Source organism: Pseudomonas sp. L-22-4S-12 (assembly GCF_009799935.1).
Lineage (GTDB): Bacteria > Pseudomonadota > Gammaproteobacteria > Pseudomonadales > Pseudomonadaceae > Aquipseudomonas.
In genome coordinates, this window is sequence record NZ_WELL01000001.1 from 342,234 (window position 1) to 363,861 (window position 21,628).

The following is a 21,628-nucleotide window of genomic DNA, read 5'->3' on the forward strand; positions in this document are numbered from 1 at the left end:
GTCGCTGCGCAGAATGGACGCCTCCCAGCCCCGGCCCATCGCCCATGCTCGACCTGCTGCCGCCCGCCCCCGCCGACCTGCCCAGCCTGCTCGCCAGCCTGGGCGCCGTGGCGCCGCTGTTCGACGCCCTGCCCGGGGTGGTGTTCTTCATCAAGGACGAGGCGGCGCGCTACGTCATGCTCAACCAGACCCTGGTACAGCGCCTGGGCTACCGGCACAAGGCCGAGCTGCTCGGGCGGCGCGCCGAGGAAGTCTTCCCGGACCGTTTCGGCGCCCTGTATACGGCCCAGGATCACCAGGTCCTGGCCTCGGGCACCCAGCTCGAAGACCAGCTGGAACTGCACCTGTACCCCGGCCGCCAGGCCGGCTGGTGCCTGACCCACAAGCTGGCGCTGCGCGATGCCCACGGCCGCATCATCGGCATGGCCGGGGTGTCCTGCGACCTCCCCAGCGCCCACTCCAACCACCCGGCCTACCGCAAGGTGGCGGCGGTCGATGCGCATATCCGCCAGCATTACGCCCAGCCCATCAGCCTCGGCGAGCTGACCGCGATCGCCGGCCTGTCGGTGGCCCAGCTGGAGCGGCACTGCAAGCGCATCTTCCAGCTCAGCCCGCGGCAGATGATCCACAAGGCCCGCCTGGGCGCCGCCACCCAGCTGCTGGGCCAGGACCTGCCGATCACCGAAATCGCCCTGCGTTGCGGCTACACCGACCACAGCGCCTTCAGCCGCCAGTTCAAGGCCCACACCGGCCTGTCGCCCAGCCAGTATCGCGACTCGCTCGGCACGCGCACGCAGCCCACTGCTCCATAACGGGACACGCCGCTCCTTTATGTAACACCTGGGCGTAACCGTACGGCACATTTCGTGACCGCCCGGTCTCGCCCTCACGTTCCTTTCGCTACGCTGAACACGTCAGGCCTGCATTGCAGAGCGCTCCGGGCCGCCCGCAGGGCCACCGGGCAAGCTGGCATGCACTCTGCATATAAAATATCGTATACGAAATCTTCGGAACTCAATCCGATCCAGCACCTGCCCAACCGAACGACAGAAGAGAGATATCCATGAAATCCAAGCTTCTTTCCGTAGCAGTCTGCACCCTTCTCGGCTCCACCCTGATGAGCAACGCCCACGCCGACAAGCTCGATGACATCATCGGCTCCGGCAAGCTGCGCTGCGCCGTGACCCTGGACTTCCCGCCCATGGGCCTGCGCGATGAAAACAACGAGCCCGCCGGCTTCGACGTCGACTATTGCCATGACCTGGCCAAAGTCCTCGGGGTCACCGCTGAAGTGGTCGAAACGCCCTTCCCGGATCGTATCCCGGCGCTGATCTCCGGACGCGCCGACGTCATCGTCGCCTCCACCTCCGACACCCTGGAACGCGCCAAGACCGTGGGCATGACCGTGCCCTACTTCGCCTTCCAGATGGTCGTGCTGACCCGCGAGGACGCCGGGGTGAACAGCTACGCCGACCTCAAGGGCAAGAATCTCGGCAACACCAGCGGCACCTATGAGGCCATCGCCCTGGAGAAGGACGTGAAGGCCTGGGGCGAAGGCAGCTTCCGCGCCTACCAGTCGCAGAACGACACCATCCTGGCCGTGGCCCAGGGCCACATCGACGCCACCGTGGTGACCAACACCGTAGCCGCCGCCACCCTCAAGTCGGGCAAGTACAAGGGCCTGAAGGTCGCCGGCGATGCGCCCTACGTCGTCGACTACGTGTCCCTGGCCGCCAAGCGCAGCGAGTACGGCCTGATCAACTACCTCAACCTGTTCGTCAACCAGCAGGTACGCAGCGGCCGCTACCAGGAACTGTGGCTGAAGTGGGTGGGCAAGGACATCGCCCCGGCCAACCTGACCGTCCCCGGCGTGTACTACTGATAACGCCCCCGCCCAACCCTGGAGACATCTGCATGTCTGAAGTCCAGATCAGCGGCCGCAGCCTGGTGCACGGCAGGGGCCAAGGCCCCTGGCTCTGCGCCGATGTGGGCCTGAGCTTCTGGGGCGGGATCGACCCGCTCAGCGGCGAGGTGATCGATCGTCACCACCCGCTGAGCGGTCAATCGGTGGCCGGGCGCGTCCTGGCCATCCCCAGCGGACGCGGCTCCTGCACCGGCAGCAGCGTCATGCTGGAACTGATCCTCAATGGTCACGCCCCGGCAGCCCTGGTGCTGGCCGAGGCCGACGAGATTCTCAGCCTCGGCGTACTGGTCGCCGAGCTCATTTTCCAGCGTTCGCTGCCGGTGCTGTGCATCGGTCACGAACGCTTCGCCGAGCTGCCCCGCGCCGGCTTCGCCCGCCTCGCCGGCGCGCACCTGCAATTGTTCGAACAGGCTCCGACAACGGCCTGGCAGGCCGACGGCGCCAGCGCCGTGGCGCAGCCAGGCAGGGTGGCTCTCAGCGCCGTCGACCAGGCCCTGCTGGCCGGCGAACACGGCAAGGCCGCCCAGGTCGCCATGCAGCTGCTGCTGCGCATGGCCGAACTGCAGGGCGCCGACGCGCTGATGGATATCCGCCAGGCGCACATCGACGGCTGCATCTACACCGGCGAGGCCTGCCTGCGCTTTGCCCGCCAGCTGCTCGACTGGGGCGCCCGCGTGCGGGTGCCGACCACCCTCAATGCGATCTCGGTCGACCAGCGCCGCTGGCGTGCCCTGGGCATCGACCCGGCCTTCGGCGAGCCGGCCAGTGCCCTGGGCGACACCTACATGGCCATGGGCGCGGCGCTCAGCTACACCTGCGCGCCCTACCTGCTGGACAGCGCCCCCGAGCGCGGTGAGCAGATCGCCTGGGCCGAATCCAATGCGGTGGTCTACGCCAACAGCGTGCTCGGCGCGCGGACCCTGAAATACCCGGATTTCCTCGATATCTGCATCGCCCTGACCGGCCGCGCGCCGCATATCGGCTGCCACCTCGATGCCGGCCGCCGGGCCACCCTGCGCATCGATGTGCCGGCCCTGGACGGCGCCGACGATGCCTTCTGGCCGCTGCTCGGCTACCACGTCGGCCTGCTCTGCAGCAGCGCCATCCCGGTGATCTGCGGCCTGGAGCGGAGCGGCGCCGGCAGCGACGAGCTGAAGGCCTTCGGCGCCGCCTTCGCCACGACCTCGGCGGCACCGATGTTCCATATCGCCGGCATCACCCCGGAAGCACCCGATGCCGAAAGCGCCCTGGGCGGCAAGGCGCCGCTGCGCCACCTGCGGGTCAGCCAGGCCGACCTGCTGGGCAGCTGGCACGAGCTGAACAACGCCAGCGAGCCGGCAGTGGAGCTGGTCGCCCTGGGCAACCCGCATTTCTCCCTCAGCGAATGCGCGCGCCTGGCCGAGCTCTGCCGCGGCCGCCACAAGCATGCGCAGACCGCCGTGGTGGTGACCTGTGGCCGCAGCATCCATGCCCAGGCCGAAGCCGCCGGGTATGTCGCCAGCCTCGAGGCATTCGGCGTGCAACTGGTCACCGATACCTGCTGGTGCATGCTCGACGAGCCCGTCGTGCCGCGCCAGGCCCGGCGCCTGATGACCAATTCGGGCAAGTACGCCCACTACGCCCCCGGCCTGGTCGGCCGTCAGGTGCACTTCGGCAGCCTTGCCGCGTGCGTCGACGCCGCCTGCACGGGAACCAACCCCCTCCACGTCCCGGCCTGGCTCGGTCGCCACTGATTCAAGGGAGCCACAGCGCGATGTTCGACTACACCTTTCACTGGCACACGGCGCTCAAGGCGCTACCGGACATGCTCGGCGGCGCCTGGGTGACCCTGGAGACCGCCGCTCTGTCGATGATCTTCGGCGTCCTCATCGCCCTGCTGCTGACGGTCATGCGGCAGATGCACAACCCGCTGCTGCGCCACTTCGCCAATACCTGGGTCTCGATCGCGCGCAACACGCCGTCGCTGTTCCAGATCTACATCCTCTACTTCGGCCTCGGCACCTTCGGCCTGCATGTCAGCTCCTGGGTGGCCCTGCTGGCGGGGATCACCTTCAACAATGCCGGCTACCTGGCGGAGAACTTCCGCGGCGGCCTCAAGGCGGTGCCGGACACGCAGATGCGCGCCGCGCGCTCGCTGGGCATGAGCGCCTTTCAGGCCTACCGCATGATCATCGTGCCGCAGCTGCTGCGCATCGTCTTCCACCCCCTGTCCAACCAGATGGTCTGGGCGGTGCTGATGACCTCGCTGGGGGTGATCGTCGGCCTCAACAACGACCTCACCGGAGTGACCCAGGACTACAACGTGAAGACCTTCCGCACCTTCGAGTACTTCGCCATGGCGGCGGTGCTCTATTACCTCATCGCCAAGACCATCGTGCTGGCTGCACGGCTGATGGCCTGGCGCCTGTTCCGCTACTGAGGAAGGCCGACATGTTTACTACCAGCCTCACCTCCAACGACCTGCTGTTCATGCTCAACGGCGCCTGGGTGACCCTGCAGCTGACCGCCGGCGCCATGCTCATCGGCACCCTGGCCGGCGTCGTCTTCGGCCTGCTGCGCGCCTCCGCACCGCGCCTCAGCCTGCCGCTGGCCTGGCTGCTGGATGTGTTCCGCAGCGTGCCGCTGCTGATCCAGTTCGTCCTGTTCAACTCGATGAAGAGCATCGCCGGCCTCGACATCAGCGCCTTCAGCGTCGGCTGCCTGGTGCTGGGCGTCTACTGCGCGGCCTTCTGCACCGAGATCGTGCGCAGCGGCATCCTCGCGGTGTCGCCCAACGTGCGCCGCGCCGCCCGCTCGCTGGGCATGAACTATTGGCAGGACCTGCGCTACATCGTGCTGCCGCTCGCCACCCGCGTGGCCTTCCCCGGCTGGCTGAACCTGGTGCTGTCGGTGATGAAGGACACGGCACTGGTCATGTGGATCGGCATCATCGAGCTGCTGCGTGCCTCGCAGACCGTGGTTACGCGCATTCAGGAGCCGCTGCTGGTGCTGTGCATCGCCGGCCTCATCTATTACGTCATGAGCCTGGTCGTGGCCCGCCTCGGCAACCGGCTGGAAAAAAGGTGGCAGGAAAATGATTGAGATCGACAACGTCTATAAATCCTTCGGTGAGCTCGAAGTCATCAAGGGTGTCAGCCTGACCGTGAACAAGGGCGAGGTGGTGTCGATCATCGGCGGCTCCGGCTCCGGCAAGTCGACCCTGCTGATGTGCATCAACGGCCTGGAGCCGATCCAGAAGGGCAGCATCCGCGTCGACGGTACCGAGGTGCACGCGCCGGGCACCGACCTGAACAAGCTGCGGCAGAAGATCGGCATCGTGTTCCAGCAGTGGAACGCCTTCCCCCACCTGACCGTGCTGGAGAACGTCATGCTGGCGCCGCGCAAGGTGCTCGGCAAAAGCAAGGAAGAGGCCGAGGCCCTGGCGGTCAAGCAGCTCACCCACGTCGGCCTGGGCGACAAGCTCAAGGTGTTCCCCAGCAAGCTCTCCGGCGGCCAGCAGCAGCGCATGGCGATCGCCCGCGCCCTGGCCATGAGCCCGGACTACATGCTGTTCGACGAGGCCACCAGCGCCCTCGACCCGCAGCTGGTGGGCGAGGTGCTGGACACCATGCGCCTGCTCGCCGAGGAAGGCATGACCATGATCCTGGTGACCCACGAGATCCGCTTCGCCCGCGACGTGTCCGACCGCGTGGCGTTCTTCCGCAATGGCCTGGTGCACGAGATCGGCTCGCCCGAGCAGGTCATCGGCAACCCGCAGAAGCCGGAAACCGCGGACTTCCTCAAGTCGGTGCTGTAAACCCAGCCCCAAACCCATCCCCGCCAATCAGGAGACAGCGATGCGTTCGAGCAAGGTCATCCATGTGGTCAGCTGCCACGCCGAAGGCGAGGTCGGCGACGTCATAGTCGGCGGCGTCGCCCCGCCGCCGGGCGCCACCGTCTGGGAGCAGTCGCGCTGGATCGCCCGCGACCAGGTGCTGCGCAACTTCGTGCTGAACGAGCCGCGCGGCGGCGTGTTCCGTCACGTCAACCTGCTGGTGCCGGCCAAGGACCCGCGGGCGCAGATGGCCTGGATCATCATGGAGCCGGCGGACACCCCGCCGATGTCCGGTTCCAACTCGCTGTGCGTGTCCACCGTGCTGCTCGACAGCGGCATCCTGCCGATGAGCGAGCCGCAGACCCGCCTGGTGCTGGAGGCCCCCGGCGGGCTGATCGAGGCCGTGGCCGAATGCTCGGGCGGCAAGGTGCAGCGGGTCGAGGTGAAGAACGTGCCGTCCTTCGCCGACAAGCTGGACGCCATGATCGAGGTCGAAGGCCTCGGCAGCCTCAAGGTCGACACCGCCTACGGCGGCGACAGCTTCGTCATCGCCGATGCCCACACCCTGGGCTTTTCCCTGAGCGCCGACGAGGCCGCCGACCTGGCCGCCATGGGCCTGAAGATCACCCGCGCGGCCAACGCGCAGCTGGGCTTCGTCCACCCGCTCAACCACGACTGGGACCACATCTCCTTCTGCCAGATCGCCGCCCCGCTGGAGCGCGTCGACGGCGTGCTGAGCGCGGCCAACGCGGTGGTGATCCGCCCCGGCAAGATCGACCGCTCGCCCTGCGGCACCGGCTGTTCGGCACGCATGGCGGTGATGCAGGCGCGCGGCCAGCTGCAGGTGGGCGAACGCTTCGTCGGCCGCTCGATCATCGGCTCAGAGTTCCACTGCCGCATCGACAGCCTGACCGAGGTGGCCGGGCGCCCGGCCATCGTCCCCTGCCTGTCCGGCCGGGCCTGGATCACCGGCACCCACCAGCACCTGCTCGACCCGGACGACCCCTGGCCGCAGGGCTACCGCCTCTCGGATACCTGGCCGGTCGAGCCGAAGCCGTAATACCTGTTTTTCAAGATTTGCCAACCGCCGCCTCGCCGGCGCGATGAACCGGGCTCAGGCCCAACCCATGTAAACAAGGGCTGAAAACGACCCTTTTCTTTCGTATACGAAATACTTTGACTCTGCCCAGGAGGCAACAGCATGAACAGCACCATCTTCACCGGCACCATCCCCGCCCTGATGACCCCCTGCACCGCCGAGCGCAAGCCGGACTTCGACGCCCTGGTGCGCAAGGGCCGCGAGCTGATCCAGGCCGGCATGAGCGCCGTGGTCTACTGCGGTTCCATGGGCGACTGGCCGTTGCTCACCGAGGCCGAACGCCAGGAAGGGGTGGCGCGCCTGGTCGCCGCCGGCGTCCCGACCATCGTCGGCACCGGTGCGGTGAACAGTCGCGAAGCCGTATCCCACGCCGCCCACGCCGCCCAGGTCGGCGCCCATGGCCTGATGGTCATCCCGCGCGTGCTGTCCCGTGGCGCTTCGCCGGCCGCCCAGGAAGCGCACTTCGCCGCCATTCTCGAAGCGGCGCCGAAGCTGCCGGCGGTGATCTACAACAGCCCGTACTACGGCTTTGCGACCCGCGCCGAGCTGTTCTTCAAGCTGCGTCGCCAGTACCCCAACCTGATCGGTTTCAAGGAATTCGGCGGCGCCGCCGACATGCGCTACGCCGCCGAGCACATCACCTCGCAGGATGACCAGGTGATCCTCATGGCCGGCGTCGATACCCAGGTGATGCATGGCTTCGTCAATTGCGGTGCGACCGGCGCCATCACCGGCATCGGCAACGTCCTGCCGCGCGAAGTGCTGCAGCTGGTCGAGCTGAGCAAGCAGGCCGCCAAGGGCGACGCCATCGCCCGCCGCCGTGCCCTGGAGCTGTCCGAGGCGCTGAACGTGCTGTCGTCCTTCGACGAAGGCTGCGACCTGGTCCTCTACTACAAGTACCTGATGGTGCTGGGTGGCGACCCGGAGTACAGCCTGCACTTCAACGCAACCGATGCGCTCAGCGACGCCCAGCGCAACTACGCCGAGACCCAGTACAAGCTGTTCCGCCAGTGGCACGCCAACTGGTCGGCCGAACAGCAACTCGCCTGATCGCCACGCTTCGGCCGGGGGCGCCCAGCGAACCCGGCCGATCTGGCATGCAATGCCAGCCCCCAACAGGAGCCAACAATGCCCGCCATCATCGGCCACAACTTCATCGCCGGCGGCCGTAGCGCCGCCGGTGAGGTCATCCTGCAGAGCCTCGACGCCACGACGGGCGAGGCCCTGCCCTACAGCTTCCACCAGGCCACCGAGGCCGAGGTGAACGCCGCCGCCCGCGCCGCCGCCGCCGCCTACCCGGCCTACCGCAGCCTGAGCGCGGTGCGCCGTGCCGAATTCCTCGAAGCCATCGCCACGGAAATCGATGCCCTCGGTGACGACTTCGTCGCCATCGTCTGCCGCGAGACCGCCCTGCCGGCCGCGCGCATCCAGGGTGAGCGCGGCCGCACCAGCGGCCAGATGCGCCTGTTCGCCCAGGTGCTGCGCCGCGGCGACTTCCATGGGGCGCGCATCGACCGCGCCCTACCCGAGCGCCAGCCGCTGCCGCGCCCGGATATTCGCCAGTGCCAGCTGGGTGTCGGCCCGGTAGCCGTATTCGGCGCCAGCAACTTCCCCCTGGCGTTTTCCACGGCCGGCGGCGACACCGCCGCGGCGCTCGCCGCCGGCTGCCCGGTGGTGTTCAAGGCCCATAGCGGGCACATGGCCACCGCCGAGCGGGTGGCGCAGGCCATCGTCCGCGCGGCGGAACAGACCGGCATGCCGGCCGGGGTGTTCAACATGGTCTACGGCGGCGGCGTGGGCGAATGGCTGGTCAAGCACCCGGCGATCCAGGCCGTGGGTTTCACCGGCTCGCTCAAGGGCGGTCGCGCGCTGTGCGACATGGCCGCCGCGCGCCCGCAGCCGATCCCGGTGTTCGCCGAGATGAGCAGCATCAACCCGGTGCTGGTGCTGCCGGCGGCCCTGGCCGCGCGCAGCGAGCAGATCGCCCGCGAGCTGACCGACTCGGTGGTGCAGGGCTGCGGCCAGTTCTGCACCAACCCGGGCCTGGTCATCGGCATCGCCTCGCCCGCCTTCAGCCTGTTCAGCGCCAACCTGATCGCCGAGATCGGTCGGCGCCCGGCGCAGACCATGCTCAACAGCGGCACCCTGCACAGCTACGCCAAAGGCGTGGCCGCGCTGCACACCCACCCCGGTATGCGCCACCTGGCCGGGCAGCCGCAGGAAGGACGCCAGGCCCTGCCGCAGCTGTTCCAGGCCGATGTACGGCTGTTGCTGGAGCACGACGAATTGCTCCAGGAAGAGGTGTTCGGCCCGACCACCGTGCTGGTTGAAGTGGCCGACCAGGCCGAGCTGCTGGAGGCCCTGGGCGCCCTGGGCGGCCAGCTGACCGCCAGCCTGATCGCCGAGGCCGCCGACCTGGAGCAGGCCGCGCCCCTGGTGGCGCTGCTCGAACAGAAGGCCGGACGCCTGCTGCTCAACGGCTACCCCACCGGGGTGGAAGTGTGCGACGCCATGGTCCACGGCGGCCCCTATCCGGCCACCTCGGATGCCCGCGGCACCTCGGTCGGCAGCCTCGCCATCGAACGCTTCCTGCGCCCGCTGTGCTACCAGAACTACCCGGACGCCCTGCTCCCGGACGCCCTGAAAAACGCCAACCCGCTGGGCATTGCGCGCCTGGTGGATGGCAGAAGCACGCGGGAGCCGCTGCTCTGATTCGTGTCGGCACGGATCGGTAGCTTCCGCACCCTTTACCCCGGCCTTGCGCCGGGGTTTTTTATGGCTATGTGCCTGTTACGCGTTGCTACGCCGCGCCGTTGTTTGGCTCAAGCGCTCGTGGTGGCTGCTCTGGCTGTTCGTGGGAGCGAGTTCATTCGCGATCAGGGCCTACGCCGAGCGGCCTGTTTATCGCGGATAAATCCGCTCCCACTCAAGCGCGATGGCCTGTGCAACACGCCATGGGAGGCAGGGCGGGTAGGTTGGCGTTGAGCGAAGCGAAGCCCAACGGCCCGGGTTCAACAACCTGGCGGCGCCGCGTTCAAGCCAGCAACGCCAGCAGGTCCTTGTGCAGCGCCCGCGGGATCTCCACCCCCTCGACCAGGCTGCGCGCCCGCGCCTCGTAGCGGCGTTGCGACGGCAGTCGCGCACCCTGCCCCTGGATCGCCTCGAACAGCGCTTCGGCACGCAACAGGTGCTGGTCGGCATCGGCGCCGAGGAAGCGTTGCGGATCGAAGGCGATGATCAGCTCGCCGTGGAACGGCAGGCCCTTGCTGCCGCCATCGTAGGCCAGCGATTCGGCACTGGTCAGGTCGCCGATCAGCGGGCCGGCGATCAGCTCGACCATGGCCGACAAGGCCGAGCCCTTGTGTCCGCCGAAGGTCAGCATGGCGCCGTGCTCCAGCACCTCGTTGGCATCGGTGCAGGGCCGCCCCTCGGCATCCACCCCCCAACCCTCGGGCAGAACCTGGCCGGCACGGCGATGCAGCTCGATATCGCCACGGGCGATGGCGCTGGTGGCGAAATCGAAGATGAACGGCTGGCCCTCGGGACGCGGCCAGCCAAAGGCGATCGGGTTGGTGCCGAACAGCGGACGCTTGCCCCCGGCCGGCGCCACATAGGCCTGGGTCGGGTTGCAGGCCAGGCCCACCAGCCCCTGCTCGGCCAGGCTTTCCAGCTCGACCCACAGGGCGGAGAAATGCACGCAACGGTTGATCGCCAGGGCCGCAATGCCATTGGCCCGGGCCTTCTCGCACAGCACCGGCAGGCCGGCCTGGAAGGCCAATTGCGAGAAGCCGCCATTGGCCTCGACGCGCACCACGGCGGGCGCCTGGTCGATGACCTGCGGCTCGGCATCGGCAACCACCTTGCCGGCCTTGAGCGTGGCCACGATACCCAGCAGGCGGTACAGGCCGTGGGAGGCGCAACCGTCACGCTGGCCGGCGACCACCGTGGCGCTGATGGCCTCGACATAGCCTTCGCTGAAGCCATGTTTACGCAGGACGGCCTGCGCCAGTTCGCGCGCTTGCGCCAATGTCAGTCGGATCATGTCGGGCTCCCTTGCTATCCACTGGCTACAGTGGCCTGCGGGAGCCCTCCAGGCTTGATCGCTTTGCCGTGTGCCCATGCCGAATTCGGCACAGCCCGAACCCGGCCGCGCAGCGCTCAGTGAAAATGGCGGGCGAGCTGTGGCGTCATCAGGCCGCCCATGGCACCCAGCTCGGGGAAGTCGCTGACTTCCTGATTCAGCCGGCGCTGTTCGGAGTAATCCTCGATGGCCCGGCGAAAGCGCATGCGGCGCAGGTCTTCCTGCTGGCGGCGCGAGCGGCTGGCGGACTGTTGCTGGTCAGCGTGATGGCGGGACATGGCACGACTCCAGTGCGGATGCGGGAAGCATCAGCATGCAGTGGTGGCGTGACGATTTGCCGACAAGGCGGTGAAGATCGGGTGACGCCTGCACCCAAGAGCCAGTAGGCTCAGGCTGATTGTGGGAGCGAATTCATTCGCGATTGCAGCAGCACCGAACCGCTTGTTCTCGCCAATCAATTCGCTCCCACAGCCTGCGGTTGCGCCCCGCTCAATCCTCGGCGGCACGCACCGACTTGGGCGACAGGCGCAGGCTGCGCAGGCTGCGCTTGACGCTTTTCAGGTGGTTGACCAGGTCCGGCCCGCGGGCCATGGCCACGCCCATGGCCAGCACGTCGATCACCACCAGGTGGGCGATGCGCGAGGTCAGCGGGGTGTAGATCTCGGTGTCTTCCTGCACGTCGATGGCCAGGTTGACCGTGGCCAGGTCGGCCAGCGGGGTCTGGCTGGGGCACAGGGTGATCAGCGTGGCGCCGGACTCGCGCACCAGGTTGGCGGTGATCAGCAGGTCCTTGGAGCGCCCGGACTGGGAGATGCAGATGGCCACGTCGGTGGGCTTCAGCGTTACAGCCGACATCGCCTGCATGTGCGGGTCGGAGTAGGCGGCAGCCGTCAGCAGCAGGCGGAAGAACTTGTGCTGGGCATCGGCGGCCACCGCGCCGGAGGCGCCGAAACCGTAGAACTCGATGCGCTGGGCATGGGCGATGGCGTTGATGGCCTTCTGCAGGGCCTGGGTATCCAGGCGCTCGCGCACCTCCATCAGGGTGTGCAGGGTGGTGTCGAAGATCTTCAGGCTGAAGTCGGTGACCGAATCGTCTTCCTGGATCGCGAACTGGCCGAAGCTGGCCCCCGCCGCCAGGCTCTGCGCCAGGCGCAGCTTGAGGTCCTGGAAGCCGGTGCAGCCGATGGCGCGGCAGAAGCGCACGATGGTCGGCTCGCTGATGCCGACCTCGTGGGCCAGGTCGGCCATGGAGCTGTGCATCACCGCCGAAGGGTCCTGCAGGACGTAGTCGGCAACCTTGAGTTCGGACTTGCGAAGCAGATGGCGGGACTGGGCGATGTGTTGCAACAGATTCACGGGCGGGACTCGGGTTATGATCAGGCTGTAGTGATCTTGTAGTTATACTACATGAGCGACTGCACCGCACAGGCAAACCCGGAGTCATCCTGTTGAACACCCCCTGCGACATGCTGGTTTTTGGCGGTACTGGCGACCTGGCCCTGCACAAGCTGCTGCCCGCCCTCTACCACCTGCACCGCGACGGCCGCCTGGCCGCCGACATGCGCATCCTCGCGGTGGCGCGCAACGTGCTGAGCCGCGGCGACTACCAGGCCCTGGCCGAGCGCCGCTGCCGCGCCCAGGTGGCGCGCAGCGACTTCGACAACGCCACCTGGGCCAGCTTCGCCGAGCGCCTCGACTACCTGGCCATGGATGCCTCGCAGAGTGCCGAATTCGGCCGCCTGGGCAGGTTCCTCGGCGCCGGCACCTGCCAGCGCGGGCGCATCTACTACCTGGCCACCGCCCCCGACCTGTTCGAGTCGATCGCCGAGAACCTGGCCATCGCCCGCCTGGCCGGCGACAACACGCGCATCGTTCTGGAAAAACCCATCGGCCACTCGCTGGAATCGGCCCGCGAGATCAACGCGGCGATCGGCGCGGCGTTCAGCGAGGCCCAGGTGTTCCGCATCGACCACTACCTGGGCAAGGAAACGGTGCAGAACCTGATGGCCCTGCGCTTCGCCAACGCCCTGTTCGAGCCGATCTGGCGCGCCGGGCACATCGACCACGTGCAGATCAGCGTCAACGAGACCCTCGGCGTAGAGAACCGCGGCGCCTACTACGACCATGCCGGCGCCATGCGCGACATGCTGCAGAACCACCTGCTGCAATTGCTCTGCCTGGTGGCCATGGAGGCGCCGGTGCGCTTCGACGCCGAAGCGGTGCGCAACGAGAAGGTGAAGATCCTCGAAGCGCTGAAACCCATCAGCGGCCTCGACGTGCAGGACAAGACCGTGCGCGGCCAGTACGCCGCCGGCAAGATCGGCGGGCAGGAAGTGCCGGCCTACTATTTCGAGAAACAGGTCGACAACGACAGCGATACCGAGACCTTCGTCGCCATCCAGGCCGAGATCGACAACTGGCGCTGGGCCGGCGTGCCGTTCTACCTGCGCACCGGCAAGCGCATGGCCCGCAAATGCTCGGAGATCGTCATCCAGTTCAAGCCGGTGCCGCACCGCCTGTTCGAGGCCAGCCAGGCCAACCGCCTGGTGATCCGCCTGCAGCCGGAGGAGCGCATCAGCCTGCAGCTGATGGGCAAGAGCCCGGGCAAGGGCATGCGCCTGACGCCCATGGAGCTGGACCTCAACCTGGCCCAGGTATTCCCGCAGAAACGCCGCTGGGACGCCTACGAGCGCCTGCTGCTGGACGTGATCGAGGGCGATTCGACGCTGTTCATGCGCCGCGACGAAGTGGAGGCGGCCTGGGCCTGGGTCGATCCGATCCTCGAAGGCTGGCTGGAGTACTACCAAAGCCCGCGCCCCTACCCGGCCGGCAGCGACGGCCCGGAACAGGCGCAGAGCCTGCTGGCGCTGCAAGGTCGTTCCTGGCAGGACTGACTGCGCCAGTTGTTGCACAGCCAGGCCGCCGCCAGCGCCCGCCGAACACCCTGCAGCCCCTGCCCGTCACGGCCCCCGGCCGCCTGCGCAGGTTTCTGCGCAGCCCTGCGCAAAGCCTTGCGCAGCTTTCTGTGCGCCAATTGGCAGGCGTGTTTCCAAGCCGCCGAAGAGAAAACGCAACCGTTTGTTTTTTAATGATTTTTCATTGCTGGCACAGCTCTTGAACTGAACCTGGCTCCCGGACCAGACAAGGTCCATGACCCAGGCAAGGAGAGCACTCATGCCAACACCCGCGTATATGACCCTCGAAGGCACCAAACAAGGTCTGATCACCGCTGGCACCTTCACCGAGGATTCGGTCGGCAACATTTTCCAGGAAGGTCATGAAGACCAGGTGCTGGTACAGGCCTTCAACCACCAGGTGATCATCCCGCGTGACCCGCAGTCCGGCCAACCGACCGGCCAGCGCGTACACAAGCCGCTGATGATCACCAAGGTGTTCGACAAGTCCTCGCCGCTGATCTTCAACTCGCTGACCTCCGGCGAGCGCCTGAACAAGTGCCGCATCGAGTGGTACCGCACCTCCGCCACCGGCACCCAGGAGCACTACTACACCATCGAACTGGAAGACGCGGTGATCGTCGACGTGCAGTCGCGCATGCCGAACTGCCAGGACCCGGGCATGGCCCACTTCACCCACCTGGAAGACGTCTACTTCACCTACCGCAAGATCGTCTGGACCCACGAAGTGTCCGGCACTTCCGGCTCGGACGACTGGCGTTCGCCGATCTCCGCCTAAGCTGCGCAGGCTTCTCGGCCACCGCCTATTGGTAATTTGCGCCACGCGTCAACGCACGGCGCCGGGCAGTCGCCGAGAATGCACAGGCCTGCTGGAACGCAGACCGCACTACCCGCATCGGCCAGGTCTCCTGGCCGATGCCATTTCGGCAGAAGGAACAACGGATGTTCGCCCCAGCCAATCAGACCCATTTCAGCCTGAGCATCGACGGCGTCGCGCACGACCTGCAAGTGCTCGAATTCAAGGGCTTCGAGGGCCTCAGCCAGCCCTTCGTCTTCACCCTGGAACTGGTCAGCGAACAGCCCGACCTCGATCTTCAAGGCCTGCTGCACCAGCGCGCCTTTCTCGCCTTGTCCAGCCAGGGCAATGGCATCCACGCCTACATCCACCAGGCCGGCCGTGGCGAATCCGGCAAGCGCCTGACCCGCTACCAACTGGTCCTGCGCCCACAATTGGCCTACCTGGCCCACCGCAGCAACCAGCGCATCTTCCAGCAGCTCAGCGTGGCCGAGATCATCGCCAGCATCCTTGAAGAGCACGGCATCGTACAGGGCGCCTACCAGTTCCAGCTCGGCGCCAGCTATCCCAAGCGCGACTACTGCGTGCAGTACGACGAGAGCGACCTGCACTTCGTCCAGCGCCTGTGCGAGGAGGAAGGCATCCACTACCACTTCCAGCACAGCCCGGACGGCCATGTGCTGGTCTTCGCCGACGACCAGACCGCCTTCCCGCGCCTGGCTCCGGTGGCCTACCAGCAGGACTCCGGCCTGGTCGCCGACGATCCGGTGATCAAACGCTTCGGCCTGCGCCTGGCCACCCGCACCAGCCGCGTCACCCGCCGCGACTACGACTTCGAGAAGCCGCGCCTGCAACTGGAGGCCGCGCATAAAGGTGATGCCAAGCCGGACCTGGAAGACTACGACTACCCCGGCCGCTTCACCGACCGCAGCCGCGGCAAACACCTGTCCCAGCGCGCCCTGGAACGCCACCGCAGCGACTACCAGCTGGCCGAAGGCAGCAGCGACCAGCCCCTGCTGCTCAGCGGCCACTTCCTCGAACTGACCGCCCACCCGCGCGCCGACTGGAACCAGCAGTGGCTGCTCAACGAAATCCACCACGAAGGCAAGCAGCCGCAGGTGCTGGAAGAGTCGGTCACCGACTTTCTCGGCGGCACCCGCGCCGCCCCCGGCCCGGCACAGCAGGGCGCGGCCGATAGCTTCCAGCAGGGCTACCGCAACCGCTTCAGCGCCACTCCCTGGGACATCCCCTACCGCCCGCCGCTCAACCACCCCAAGCCACGCATCCTCGGCAGCCAGAGCGCCGTGGTCACCGGGCCCAAGGGCGAGGAAATCCACTGCGACCAGTACGGCCGGGTGAAAGTGCAGTTCCACTGGGACCGCGAGGGCCAGGCCGACGACAAGACCAGCTGCTGGCTGCGCGTTTCCAGCAGCTGGGCCGGCGACCGCTACGGCGGCATCGCCATCCCGCGCATCGGCATGGAAGTGCTGATCACCTTCCTCGAAGGCGACCCCGACCAGCCACTGCTCACCGGCTGCCTGTACCACGCCGAGCACGTGGTGCCCTACGACCTGCCGGCGAACAAGACCCGCACGCTATTCAAGACCCTCAGCTCCCCCGGTGGTGGCGGCTACAACGAGCTGCGCATCGAAGACCGCAAAGGCCAGGAACAGATCTACCTGCACGCGCAGAAAGACTGGGACGAAAACGTCGAAAACGACCAGAAGATCCGCATCGGCCACGAACGCCACGACACGGTCGAAGCCAACAACTACACCGAGCTGAAGGCCGAGGAACACCGCACCACCCACGCCGACCGCAAGGTGGAAACCCGCGCCAACGACCACCTCACCGTGGCCAACAACCAGCACGTGAAGATCGGCACCGGCCAGTTCGTCGAAGCCGGCAACGAGATCCACCTCAACGCCGGCCTGAAAGTCGTCCTCGAAGCCGGCGCAGAACTCACCTTCAAGGCCGGCGGCAGCTTCGTCAAACTCGACGCCAGCGGCATCACCCTCAGCGGCGCGACGGTGAAGATCAACTCCGGCGGTGGGCCGGGTAGTGGCTCGGGGGCTGCGCCGCTATTGCCGGGCAAGGTGAGAGCAGCGGACAGCGATAAAGCTGGCGAGCTGTTGATCCAGGCGCAGCGCCAGGCACTACTGCGAGCCACGCCCCGTTGCGAGATATGCGAGCAACTAAAGCAGGAGGGGGGGCAATGACCAACCAACTGCTGCTGATAGACGGCGTACTGCGCCAAGATGCCACGAAGTGGATTTACCAATCGGGTGAACCGCTGGAGGTCATACCGCTTTACCTCGGCACCCGCTGGGAAGAGCTCCAGGAGCTTGGCCCAATACTCGTGGCGCTCGACGCGTGGTCGCCTTTGCTAGGTGCAATACAGCACGACAATGCCCTGCAAAGCCAAGCGAGTCTGATTTCCACCCAAGCACCCTCGACAACCGTGGCCGAGCACCTTAGTCAGTTCATCAGCATAACCGACGATCTAGGCAGCCAGAGCCTGCTGCGCTTTGCCGATCCACTGGTTACCTGGCACTGGTTAGCCAGCTATCCGGAACAGGCCTACAAGAGCCTGCTAGGCCCGATCAGCCAATGGAATGTTGCCGTGCGGCCTCCAAACTGGGCCCCCTCCACCCCCTGGGAGTGGAGAGCCTTTCGCCCCCAGCCCGACAGCCCAACTCTCGCCCACCCCCTCAGCCATATGACCCAGAGCCAAGTCGAGGCACTGGATCAGGCTCATCGCTGGCGCTTCAAGGAACGCCTGTACGACTGGCTCGACCACGACTTCCCGAACACGCTGCGCCCGCTCGCTGAAGACGCGCGCGGCCGCTGGCTGGAGCAACGAATACAAGATGCCGAAACCTGGGGGCTGGTCAGCGAGCGCAGCATCGCCATCTGGCTGGAGCGCTGCGCCTACTGGGGCAGCGACTTCGCCACCCGCCCCGATAGCCCCTACCAGGAGTGGCTAAGGCGCAAGCCGGTAGCCCAGCAACTTCCCCCAGAACTGCGCATCCAGGCACTGGACGACGACTGCCTGACAAGCTGAAGGAAAGGCGCCATGACGACCCAAACGCCCAGCAAAGAACTGCAACAAGCCAAACGCAACCAGGCCTTTGAGAACAAGCCGCTCAGCTCTCAGGGCCAATGCCCGGCCAAGGCCCTTGAACTGGCCATATTCCCGGTGCGCTATGCCATCGACGAATCGCCAGCCAAGGGAACTGCCAAGGGCCCCAACCCCTTGCCCCAAGGTTGGTCGGATCGGCATCTCCCCAAGCTCGCCACTCGCAGCTACACACTTCGCCAGTTGCGTGATGGCTGGCTCTATGTCTGGAACGAAACCGACAAAACCCTTCACGAATACCAAGTCCAAGGCCATCAATTCATCCGTCACAAATGGACCGATGCGCAACTGAACCAGGACACACGCAACAATCCCGCAGAGACACGCCCCTACCTGTTATATCCACGCCGTAGCCGCCTGCGCATCGCCTACTCCCCGGTTCAGTGGACATGGCGCCTGTGCGAAAAGATGCGCAGTAATCCCCAGGAGCAGGAACGCTGGATGCGCGACCTGGATCTTTCCAGCTACTGCACCAAGCTAAGCGCTGCACATTCCGCACCGCTACGCGAACTGGGCCATGCCGTTGCCGATATCCTGGCCGACGGCCAAGCCCCTTCGTTCCAAACCTGCCTGCTCCCCACCCGGCCCGATGACAGCTCGCGCCCCTGCAAGGCCGCCATCGACCAGGCCATGGTGCTGGGTCGGGTCCCCGATCAGGACAGCGCACTGTTCATCGCGCTGGACGACCCTCTCGCAGCCATCGACGACCTGGCCATGAACCTGCAGGGCCGCTGGCTGGAGCTGAACGCCGCCGACGAGCAGCAGCGCAACAAGATCGAGAGCGCCATCAACGTACAGATGCTGTGCGGCGCCGATCTGGAACCGTTCACGCCTCGCTCGGTTACTAACGACCCGCAGCGCCACTATGCCTTTATCAAAGACGCCAACGCCCTGCTCGACGCCGAGGCCAACGTGCGTCACCACAATGGCAGCGACGCGACACTGACGCACAAAACCCAGCTCCTGCAGCAGGCACAAGCGAAGTACCGCGCCAGCTGGGGCAGCCCCCCCACCGGCAAAGGCTGGCAGGAGCTGGTCGAGCAATGGCACGACAAGCGCATCTGGCGCGCGGATGTGAAATTTGACGAGTCCCTGGCCTATCTGCACCAGCAAAGTGCTGAGCAGGCACGCCTCAACGCCCATATCGCACGCAGCGAAGGCGATCTGCTCGCCTGGCTGGAGCGGCTCACCCCCCGGCCGGAGGAGGTTTCCTACGACCCCTGCCATGCCGCACAGGCCACCGAACTGCTCAACACCATGGCCAGCCTCTACGAGCACTTGGGCGCCACTGAGCGGGGCAAGGACTGGCTATGCGAGCAGTACGTTCGCCCCACCACGCTCGCGGGCCTGGCCCTGGTCAACTTCAACACCGAACTCTCCGAGCTGATCCACCGCGTCTCCGATAACTTCACCCGCCACGGCACCATCGACGATCTTGGGCAACAGGGCGACGGCAGCGGCCAAGCGATCGGCGGCCTCTCCGACGGTACCAGTGTCGCGACCCGAGCCAATGAATTGAAGGCCGTTCTGGACTTGCCCGGCGTCCAGCGAAGCATGCTCTACCAGGCGCTCTCCGAGCCGGCCAAACGCGCTTTCGAGACCCTGCGCCAGGTGGTCGGGCAAAAAGCCCAGGGTAGCTGGAACCTGATCGCCTTCACCCTGCTGCCAGCCCTGAGCAACCGCTTCGCCCCCCAGGTTCGGGTCTTTTCCCACAGCGTGACCCAGGTACTATTCTCGACGGAAATCTCTCACCAGACCCAACTGCTCAAGGACGCCGAATACCCACGGGAAATCCGCCAGTGGCAAATGGACTCCGCCCAGCTGACCAAAAAGATCAGCGGCCAGCAAGGCCCCCTCAATCGCCCGGGTACGCCGGCACACGACAGGCGCGCGGCGCAGATCCAACTGGCCCAGTTGGAGGCACAGCGGCTCGGGCTGGATCTGAGCAAACCCCACGAAGTAACCGGCGCCATCGCCACCCAGACCCACACCACCCATGTTCAGGTGCAGCAGACCCAGCACTGGCTGGCCACCCTGGGCCAGGCAGAGCTGCTCGAACAGCTTCAGCTCAAGGCCAAGAACGCGGCGGCCTACGCCGCGCGCACGCATCACTGGGTCAACCAGAACCTGGGCGGCAGCCTGCCGGTACTGGTCGCCGGGCTTAACCTCTGGAACTTCCGCAACACCCTGGCCCAGGCCGAGAAGGACGGCATCTTCAGCGCCGACGAACTGCGCACCATCGGCGCCAATGCCGCCTATACCGGCAATGCCCTGATGGCCCTATGGGTGGTGCCGGCGTGGAATAGATGGGCGAAGCTAGAAGCGGTGATAGGCAACCGAACCACGCAACTGGCGAAGGCCGGCGCTACAGCTTGGCTAAAAGCCGGCCAGGCGGACTTTTCACGGCTAGCTCACAAGCTGGTACTGCGCACCTTGAGCATGGCGGCACTAGGCGCCATCGCCGCAGGGCTCGAGGCCTGGCAGGTATCCAAGGATCTTGATAAATCGACAAGTTCGGAGGAGAAGCTTGCTCTCCGCGCGAAACAGTTCTCTCTAGGCCTAATGACTCTCATCTCTGGTGCACAGATAGTCGGCAGCACCCTGGGCTTCTGGTTTAGCTTCGCCTGGGTCATGTCGGGCCCCGTCGCCGTGCTGATTGCCGTGCTGGGCGTGCTCTACCTGCTCTCCAGCATGGTCGCCAACCACTACAAGCGCGAGGGGCTGCGCCTGTGGCTGCACCGCTGCAGCTGGGGCAAGGCGCCCCAGTGGTCGCACAGTGACGACGACCACAAGGCCGCGCAACGCGCCCTGGCGGAAATCTGCCTGCGCCCCAGCCTGCTTGCCCGGGCCACCGCCGCCCCGCTCTACGACCGCGGCCCGCGCCGCTACACCGGCTTCTGGCTGCAACTGCTGCTGCCCGCCGAGCTCGACGGCCATGCCGTGCATCTGCAACCGGCCATGATCGACCGCGGCTGGTTCGAGGATGATCTGATGCAAGGCCTGGAGGGCACTTTCTACGAGCAGTTCCTGCGCGGCCACTGGGCGCCGCTCGACCAGCTCGGCCAACTGCCCGCCCAGCGCCCGAGCGGCCCGTTGCCAGGCGACGCCCTCTACGCCCACAGCGAGCAGCAGCGCCTCTGGCAGGTCTGGATTCCTTACCCGCGCAAACCGCTATTGGAGCTGGAAGTCCGTTACCCTGAGCCGGTACTGCAAAGCAGCAACGGCCGGGGCTACATGTTCCGCCTGGATCTGGACGTCTCGGCCGACAACGCGCAACTGAAAAGCAACACCTTCAGCAGCGAACCCATTGCCGACATGGTGCTGACCGGCAAGGCCACCCGCCTGCTCCCCCTCCATGTGCCCGCAGCCAGTTATTAAGACGACCATGAACAACGACCTGCAAGTTCTTCTCGACCTGTTGCGCTGGAACAAGCCTATCGAGCTCCCGCAACACCACCAGTGGAAGCACGAAGATCAACCCGCCTTATTGGAATGGCGTATTAGGGCCCGCCCCTACAACACGACCATTGCCAATGGCATGTTTATATTCTTAGGAACTATCTCAACGGTACTTTTCCCCTTTCTCACATCCATATCATTTGGATACAGTCTAGAAGGCGTGCTCGTTGCCTTTTTCTTTTATTCCATAACCATGGCGGGTATTTACGGAACCACCCACCAAAAAACCAAGTTCGCCTATCGTTTCACCAAAGCCGGCATGGAGGTATGCGAATGGAAGGAGCTTTCCCAGGCGTTGCTGGTGTTCGTGAAGTGGTTCGCCATCATCTCTGCCATTGTCGTCGTCTTCCTCATTGCCTTGGACCCCAGCGCATTCATACTCGCCCTGGCCGGCCCCGGTG

The 21,628-nt window shown here is 66.1% G+C and carries 18 protein-coding genes and 1 pseudogene; 15 read left to right on the plus strand and 4 right to left on the minus strand.

The window, feature by feature from the left end; all coding sequences use genetic code 11:
* Positions 1-44: 44 nt before the first annotated feature.
* The 9 genes from F3I16_RS01585 to F3I16_RS01625 all read left to right on the plus strand — a co-directional run bounded on the left by F3I16_RS01585 (position 45) and on the right by F3I16_RS01625 (position 9,549).
* Positions 45-812, plus strand: coding sequence for an AraC family transcriptional regulator (locus tag F3I16_RS01585; RefSeq protein ID WP_178116632.1), 768 nt, complete (start codon positions 45-47; stop codon positions 810-812).
* A gap of 305 nt (positions 813-1,117) precedes the next feature.
* Positions 1,118-1,882 (plus strand): transporter substrate-binding domain-containing protein, encoded by a 765-nt coding sequence (locus F3I16_RS01590; protein WP_372239598.1) that lies wholly within the window; start codon positions 1,118-1,120, stop codon positions 1,880-1,882.
* A gap of 32 nt (positions 1,883-1,914) precedes the next feature.
* The gene (locus tag F3I16_RS01595; RefSeq protein ID WP_160492030.1) at positions 1,915-3,657 is read left to right on the plus strand and encodes an aconitase X; all 1,743 of its coding nucleotides are present in this window, start codon (positions 1,915-1,917) and stop codon (positions 3,655-3,657) included.
* A 20-nt stretch (positions 3,658-3,677) separates the two neighbouring features.
* A complete protein-coding gene (locus F3I16_RS01600; protein WP_160077601.1) occupies positions 3,678-4,343 on the plus strand; it encodes an amino acid ABC transporter permease in 666 nt (221 codons plus the stop codon).
* Positions 4,344-4,354: 11 nt separating this feature from the next.
* A complete protein-coding gene (locus F3I16_RS01605; RefSeq protein ID WP_160492031.1) occupies positions 4,355-5,005 on the plus strand; it encodes an amino acid ABC transporter permease in 651 nt (216 codons plus the stop codon).
* Positions 4,998-5,720: an amino acid ABC transporter ATP-binding protein gene (locus F3I16_RS01610; RefSeq protein WP_160492032.1), complete on the plus strand. Its 723-nt coding sequence runs from the start codon at positions 4,998-5,000 to the stop codon at positions 5,718-5,720. Before F3I16_RS01605 ends, F3I16_RS01610 begins: the two co-directional genes overlap by 8 nt.
* Before the next feature lie 40 nt (positions 5,721-5,760).
* Positions 5,761-6,798, plus strand: a complete 1,038-nt coding sequence (locus F3I16_RS01615; protein WP_160492033.1) for a proline racemase family protein — start codon at positions 5,761-5,763, stop codon at positions 6,796-6,798.
* 141 nt (positions 6,799-6,939) lie between these two features.
* Positions 6,940-7,887 carry a dihydrodipicolinate synthase family protein gene (locus F3I16_RS01620; RefSeq protein WP_160492034.1) on the plus strand — a complete coding sequence of 316 codons (948 nt, stop codon included), beginning with the start codon at positions 6,940-6,942 and terminating at the stop codon, positions 7,885-7,887.
* A gap of 78 nt (positions 7,888-7,965) precedes the next feature.
* Positions 7,966-9,549 carry an aldehyde dehydrogenase (NADP(+)) gene (locus F3I16_RS01625; protein ID WP_160492035.1) on the plus strand — a complete coding sequence of 528 codons (1,584 nt, stop codon included), beginning with the start codon at positions 7,966-7,968 and terminating at the stop codon, positions 9,547-9,549.
* Between the two features lie 322 nt (positions 9,550-9,871).
* Here the strand turns inward: F3I16_RS01625 and F3I16_RS01630 are convergent, their stop codons facing one another.
* From F3I16_RS01630 to hexR, 3 genes are all read right to left on the minus strand, one after another.
* Positions 9,872-10,879 carry an Ldh family oxidoreductase gene (locus tag F3I16_RS01630; RefSeq protein ID WP_160492036.1) on the minus strand — a complete coding sequence of 336 codons (1,008 nt, stop codon included), beginning with the start codon at positions 10,877-10,879 and terminating at the stop codon, positions 9,872-9,874.
* 116 nt (positions 10,880-10,995) lie between these two features.
* On the minus strand, positions 10,996-11,196 hold the full coding sequence (locus F3I16_RS01635; protein WP_160492037.1) for a PA3496 family putative envelope integrity protein: 201 nt from the start codon (positions 11,194-11,196) through the stop codon (positions 10,996-10,998).
* Between the two features lie 211 nt (positions 11,197-11,407).
* Entirely contained in the window at positions 11,408-12,274 is an 867-nt protein-coding gene (hexR, locus tag F3I16_RS01640; protein ID WP_160077585.1) for a transcriptional regulator HexR, read from the minus strand.
* A 110-nt stretch (positions 12,275-12,384) separates the two neighbouring features.
* Between hexR and zwf the strand changes: the two genes are divergently transcribed.
* Entirely contained in the window at positions 12,385-13,812 is a 1,428-nt protein-coding gene (zwf, locus tag F3I16_RS01645; RefSeq protein ID WP_218573130.1) for a glucose-6-phosphate dehydrogenase, read from the plus strand.
* Between the two features lie 66 nt (positions 13,813-13,878).
* Here the strand turns inward: zwf and F3I16_RS01650 are convergent, their stop codons facing one another.
* On the minus strand, positions 13,879-14,094 hold the full coding sequence (locus F3I16_RS01650; protein ID WP_160492039.1) for a hypothetical protein: 216 nt from the start codon (positions 14,092-14,094) through the stop codon (positions 13,879-13,881).
* Here F3I16_RS01650 and F3I16_RS01655 point away from each other — a divergent pair.
* The 5 genes and pseudogenes from F3I16_RS01655 to F3I16_RS01675 form a co-directional block, all read left to right on the plus strand.
* On the plus strand, positions 14,093-14,611 hold the full coding sequence (locus F3I16_RS01655) for an Hcp family type VI secretion system effector (protein WP_160077581.1): 519 nt from the start codon (positions 14,093-14,095) through the stop codon (positions 14,609-14,611). The genes F3I16_RS01650 and F3I16_RS01655 overlap by 2 nt on opposite strands.
* 164 nt (positions 14,612-14,775) lie before the next feature.
* Positions 14,776-16,848 carry a type VI secretion system tip protein VgrG gene (locus F3I16_RS01660; protein ID WP_160492040.1) on the plus strand — a complete coding sequence of 691 codons (2,073 nt, stop codon included), beginning with the start codon at positions 14,776-14,778 and terminating at the stop codon, positions 16,846-16,848.
* Positions 16,845-17,693, plus strand: coding sequence for a DUF4123 domain-containing protein (locus F3I16_RS01665; RefSeq protein WP_160492041.1), 849 nt, complete (start codon positions 16,845-16,847; stop codon positions 17,691-17,693). The genes F3I16_RS01660 and F3I16_RS01665 overlap by 4 nt, the downstream gene beginning before the upstream one ends.
* A gap of 12 nt (positions 17,694-17,705) precedes the next feature.
* Positions 17,706-21,146, plus strand: coding sequence for a T6SS effector BTH_I2691 family protein (locus F3I16_RS01670; RefSeq protein WP_160492042.1), 3,441 nt, complete (start codon positions 17,706-17,708; stop codon positions 21,144-21,146).
* 7 nt (positions 21,147-21,153) lie between these two features.
* Positions 21,154-21,628 (plus strand): annotated as a pseudogene (locus F3I16_RS01675) (hypothetical protein); the annotation flags it as partial.

What these genes read in the sequence shown, in the direction of transcription:
- F3I16_RS01585 (WP_178116632.1), top strand. Translation starts at nt 45, where the DNA reads ATGCTCGACCTGCTGCCGCCCGCCCCCGCCGACCTGCCCAGCCTGCTC.
- F3I16_RS01590 (WP_372239598.1), top strand. Translation starts at nt 1,118, where the DNA reads ATGAGCAACGCCCACGCCGACAAGCTCGATGACATCATCGGCTCCGGC.
- F3I16_RS01595 (WP_160492030.1), top strand. Translation starts at nt 1,915, where the DNA reads ATGTCTGAAGTCCAGATCAGCGGCCGCAGCCTGGTGCACGGCAGGGGC.
- F3I16_RS01600 (WP_160077601.1), top strand. Translation starts at nt 3,678, where the DNA reads ATGTTCGACTACACCTTTCACTGGCACACGGCGCTCAAGGCGCTACCG.
- F3I16_RS01605 (WP_160492031.1), top strand. Translation starts at nt 4,355, where the DNA reads ATGTTTACTACCAGCCTCACCTCCAACGACCTGCTGTTCATGCTCAAC.
- F3I16_RS01610 (WP_160492032.1), top strand. Translation starts at nt 4,998, where the DNA reads ATGATTGAGATCGACAACGTCTATAAATCCTTCGGTGAGCTCGAAGTC.
- F3I16_RS01615 (WP_160492033.1), top strand. Translation starts at nt 5,761, where the DNA reads ATGCGTTCGAGCAAGGTCATCCATGTGGTCAGCTGCCACGCCGAAGGC.
- F3I16_RS01620 (WP_160492034.1), top strand. Translation starts at nt 6,940, where the DNA reads ATGAACAGCACCATCTTCACCGGCACCATCCCCGCCCTGATGACCCCC.
- F3I16_RS01625 (WP_160492035.1), top strand. Translation starts at nt 7,966, where the DNA reads ATGCCCGCCATCATCGGCCACAACTTCATCGCCGGCGGCCGTAGCGCC.
- F3I16_RS01630 (WP_160492036.1), bottom strand. Translation starts at nt 10,879, where the DNA reads ATGATCCGACTGACATTGGCGCAAGCGCGCGAACTGGCGCAGGCCGTC.
- F3I16_RS01635 (WP_160492037.1), bottom strand. Translation starts at nt 11,196, where the DNA reads ATGTCCCGCCATCACGCTGACCAGCAACAGTCCGCCAGCCGCTCGCGC.
- zwf (WP_218573130.1), top strand. Translation starts at nt 12,385, where the DNA reads ATGCTGGTTTTTGGCGGTACTGGCGACCTGGCCCTGCACAAGCTGCTG.
- F3I16_RS01655 (WP_160077581.1), top strand. Translation starts at nt 14,093, where the DNA reads ATGCCAACACCCGCGTATATGACCCTCGAAGGCACCAAACAAGGTCTG.
- F3I16_RS01650 (WP_160492039.1), bottom strand. Translation starts at nt 14,094, where the DNA reads ATGAGTGCTCTCCTTGCCTGGGTCATGGACCTTGTCTGGTCCGGGAGC.
- F3I16_RS01660 (WP_160492040.1), top strand. Translation starts at nt 14,776, where the DNA reads ATGTTCGCCCCAGCCAATCAGACCCATTTCAGCCTGAGCATCGACGGC.
- F3I16_RS01665 (WP_160492041.1), top strand. Translation starts at nt 16,845, where the DNA reads ATGACCAACCAACTGCTGCTGATAGACGGCGTACTGCGCCAAGATGCC.
- F3I16_RS01670 (WP_160492042.1), top strand. Translation starts at nt 17,706, where the DNA reads ATGACGACCCAAACGCCCAGCAAAGAACTGCAACAAGCCAAACGCAAC.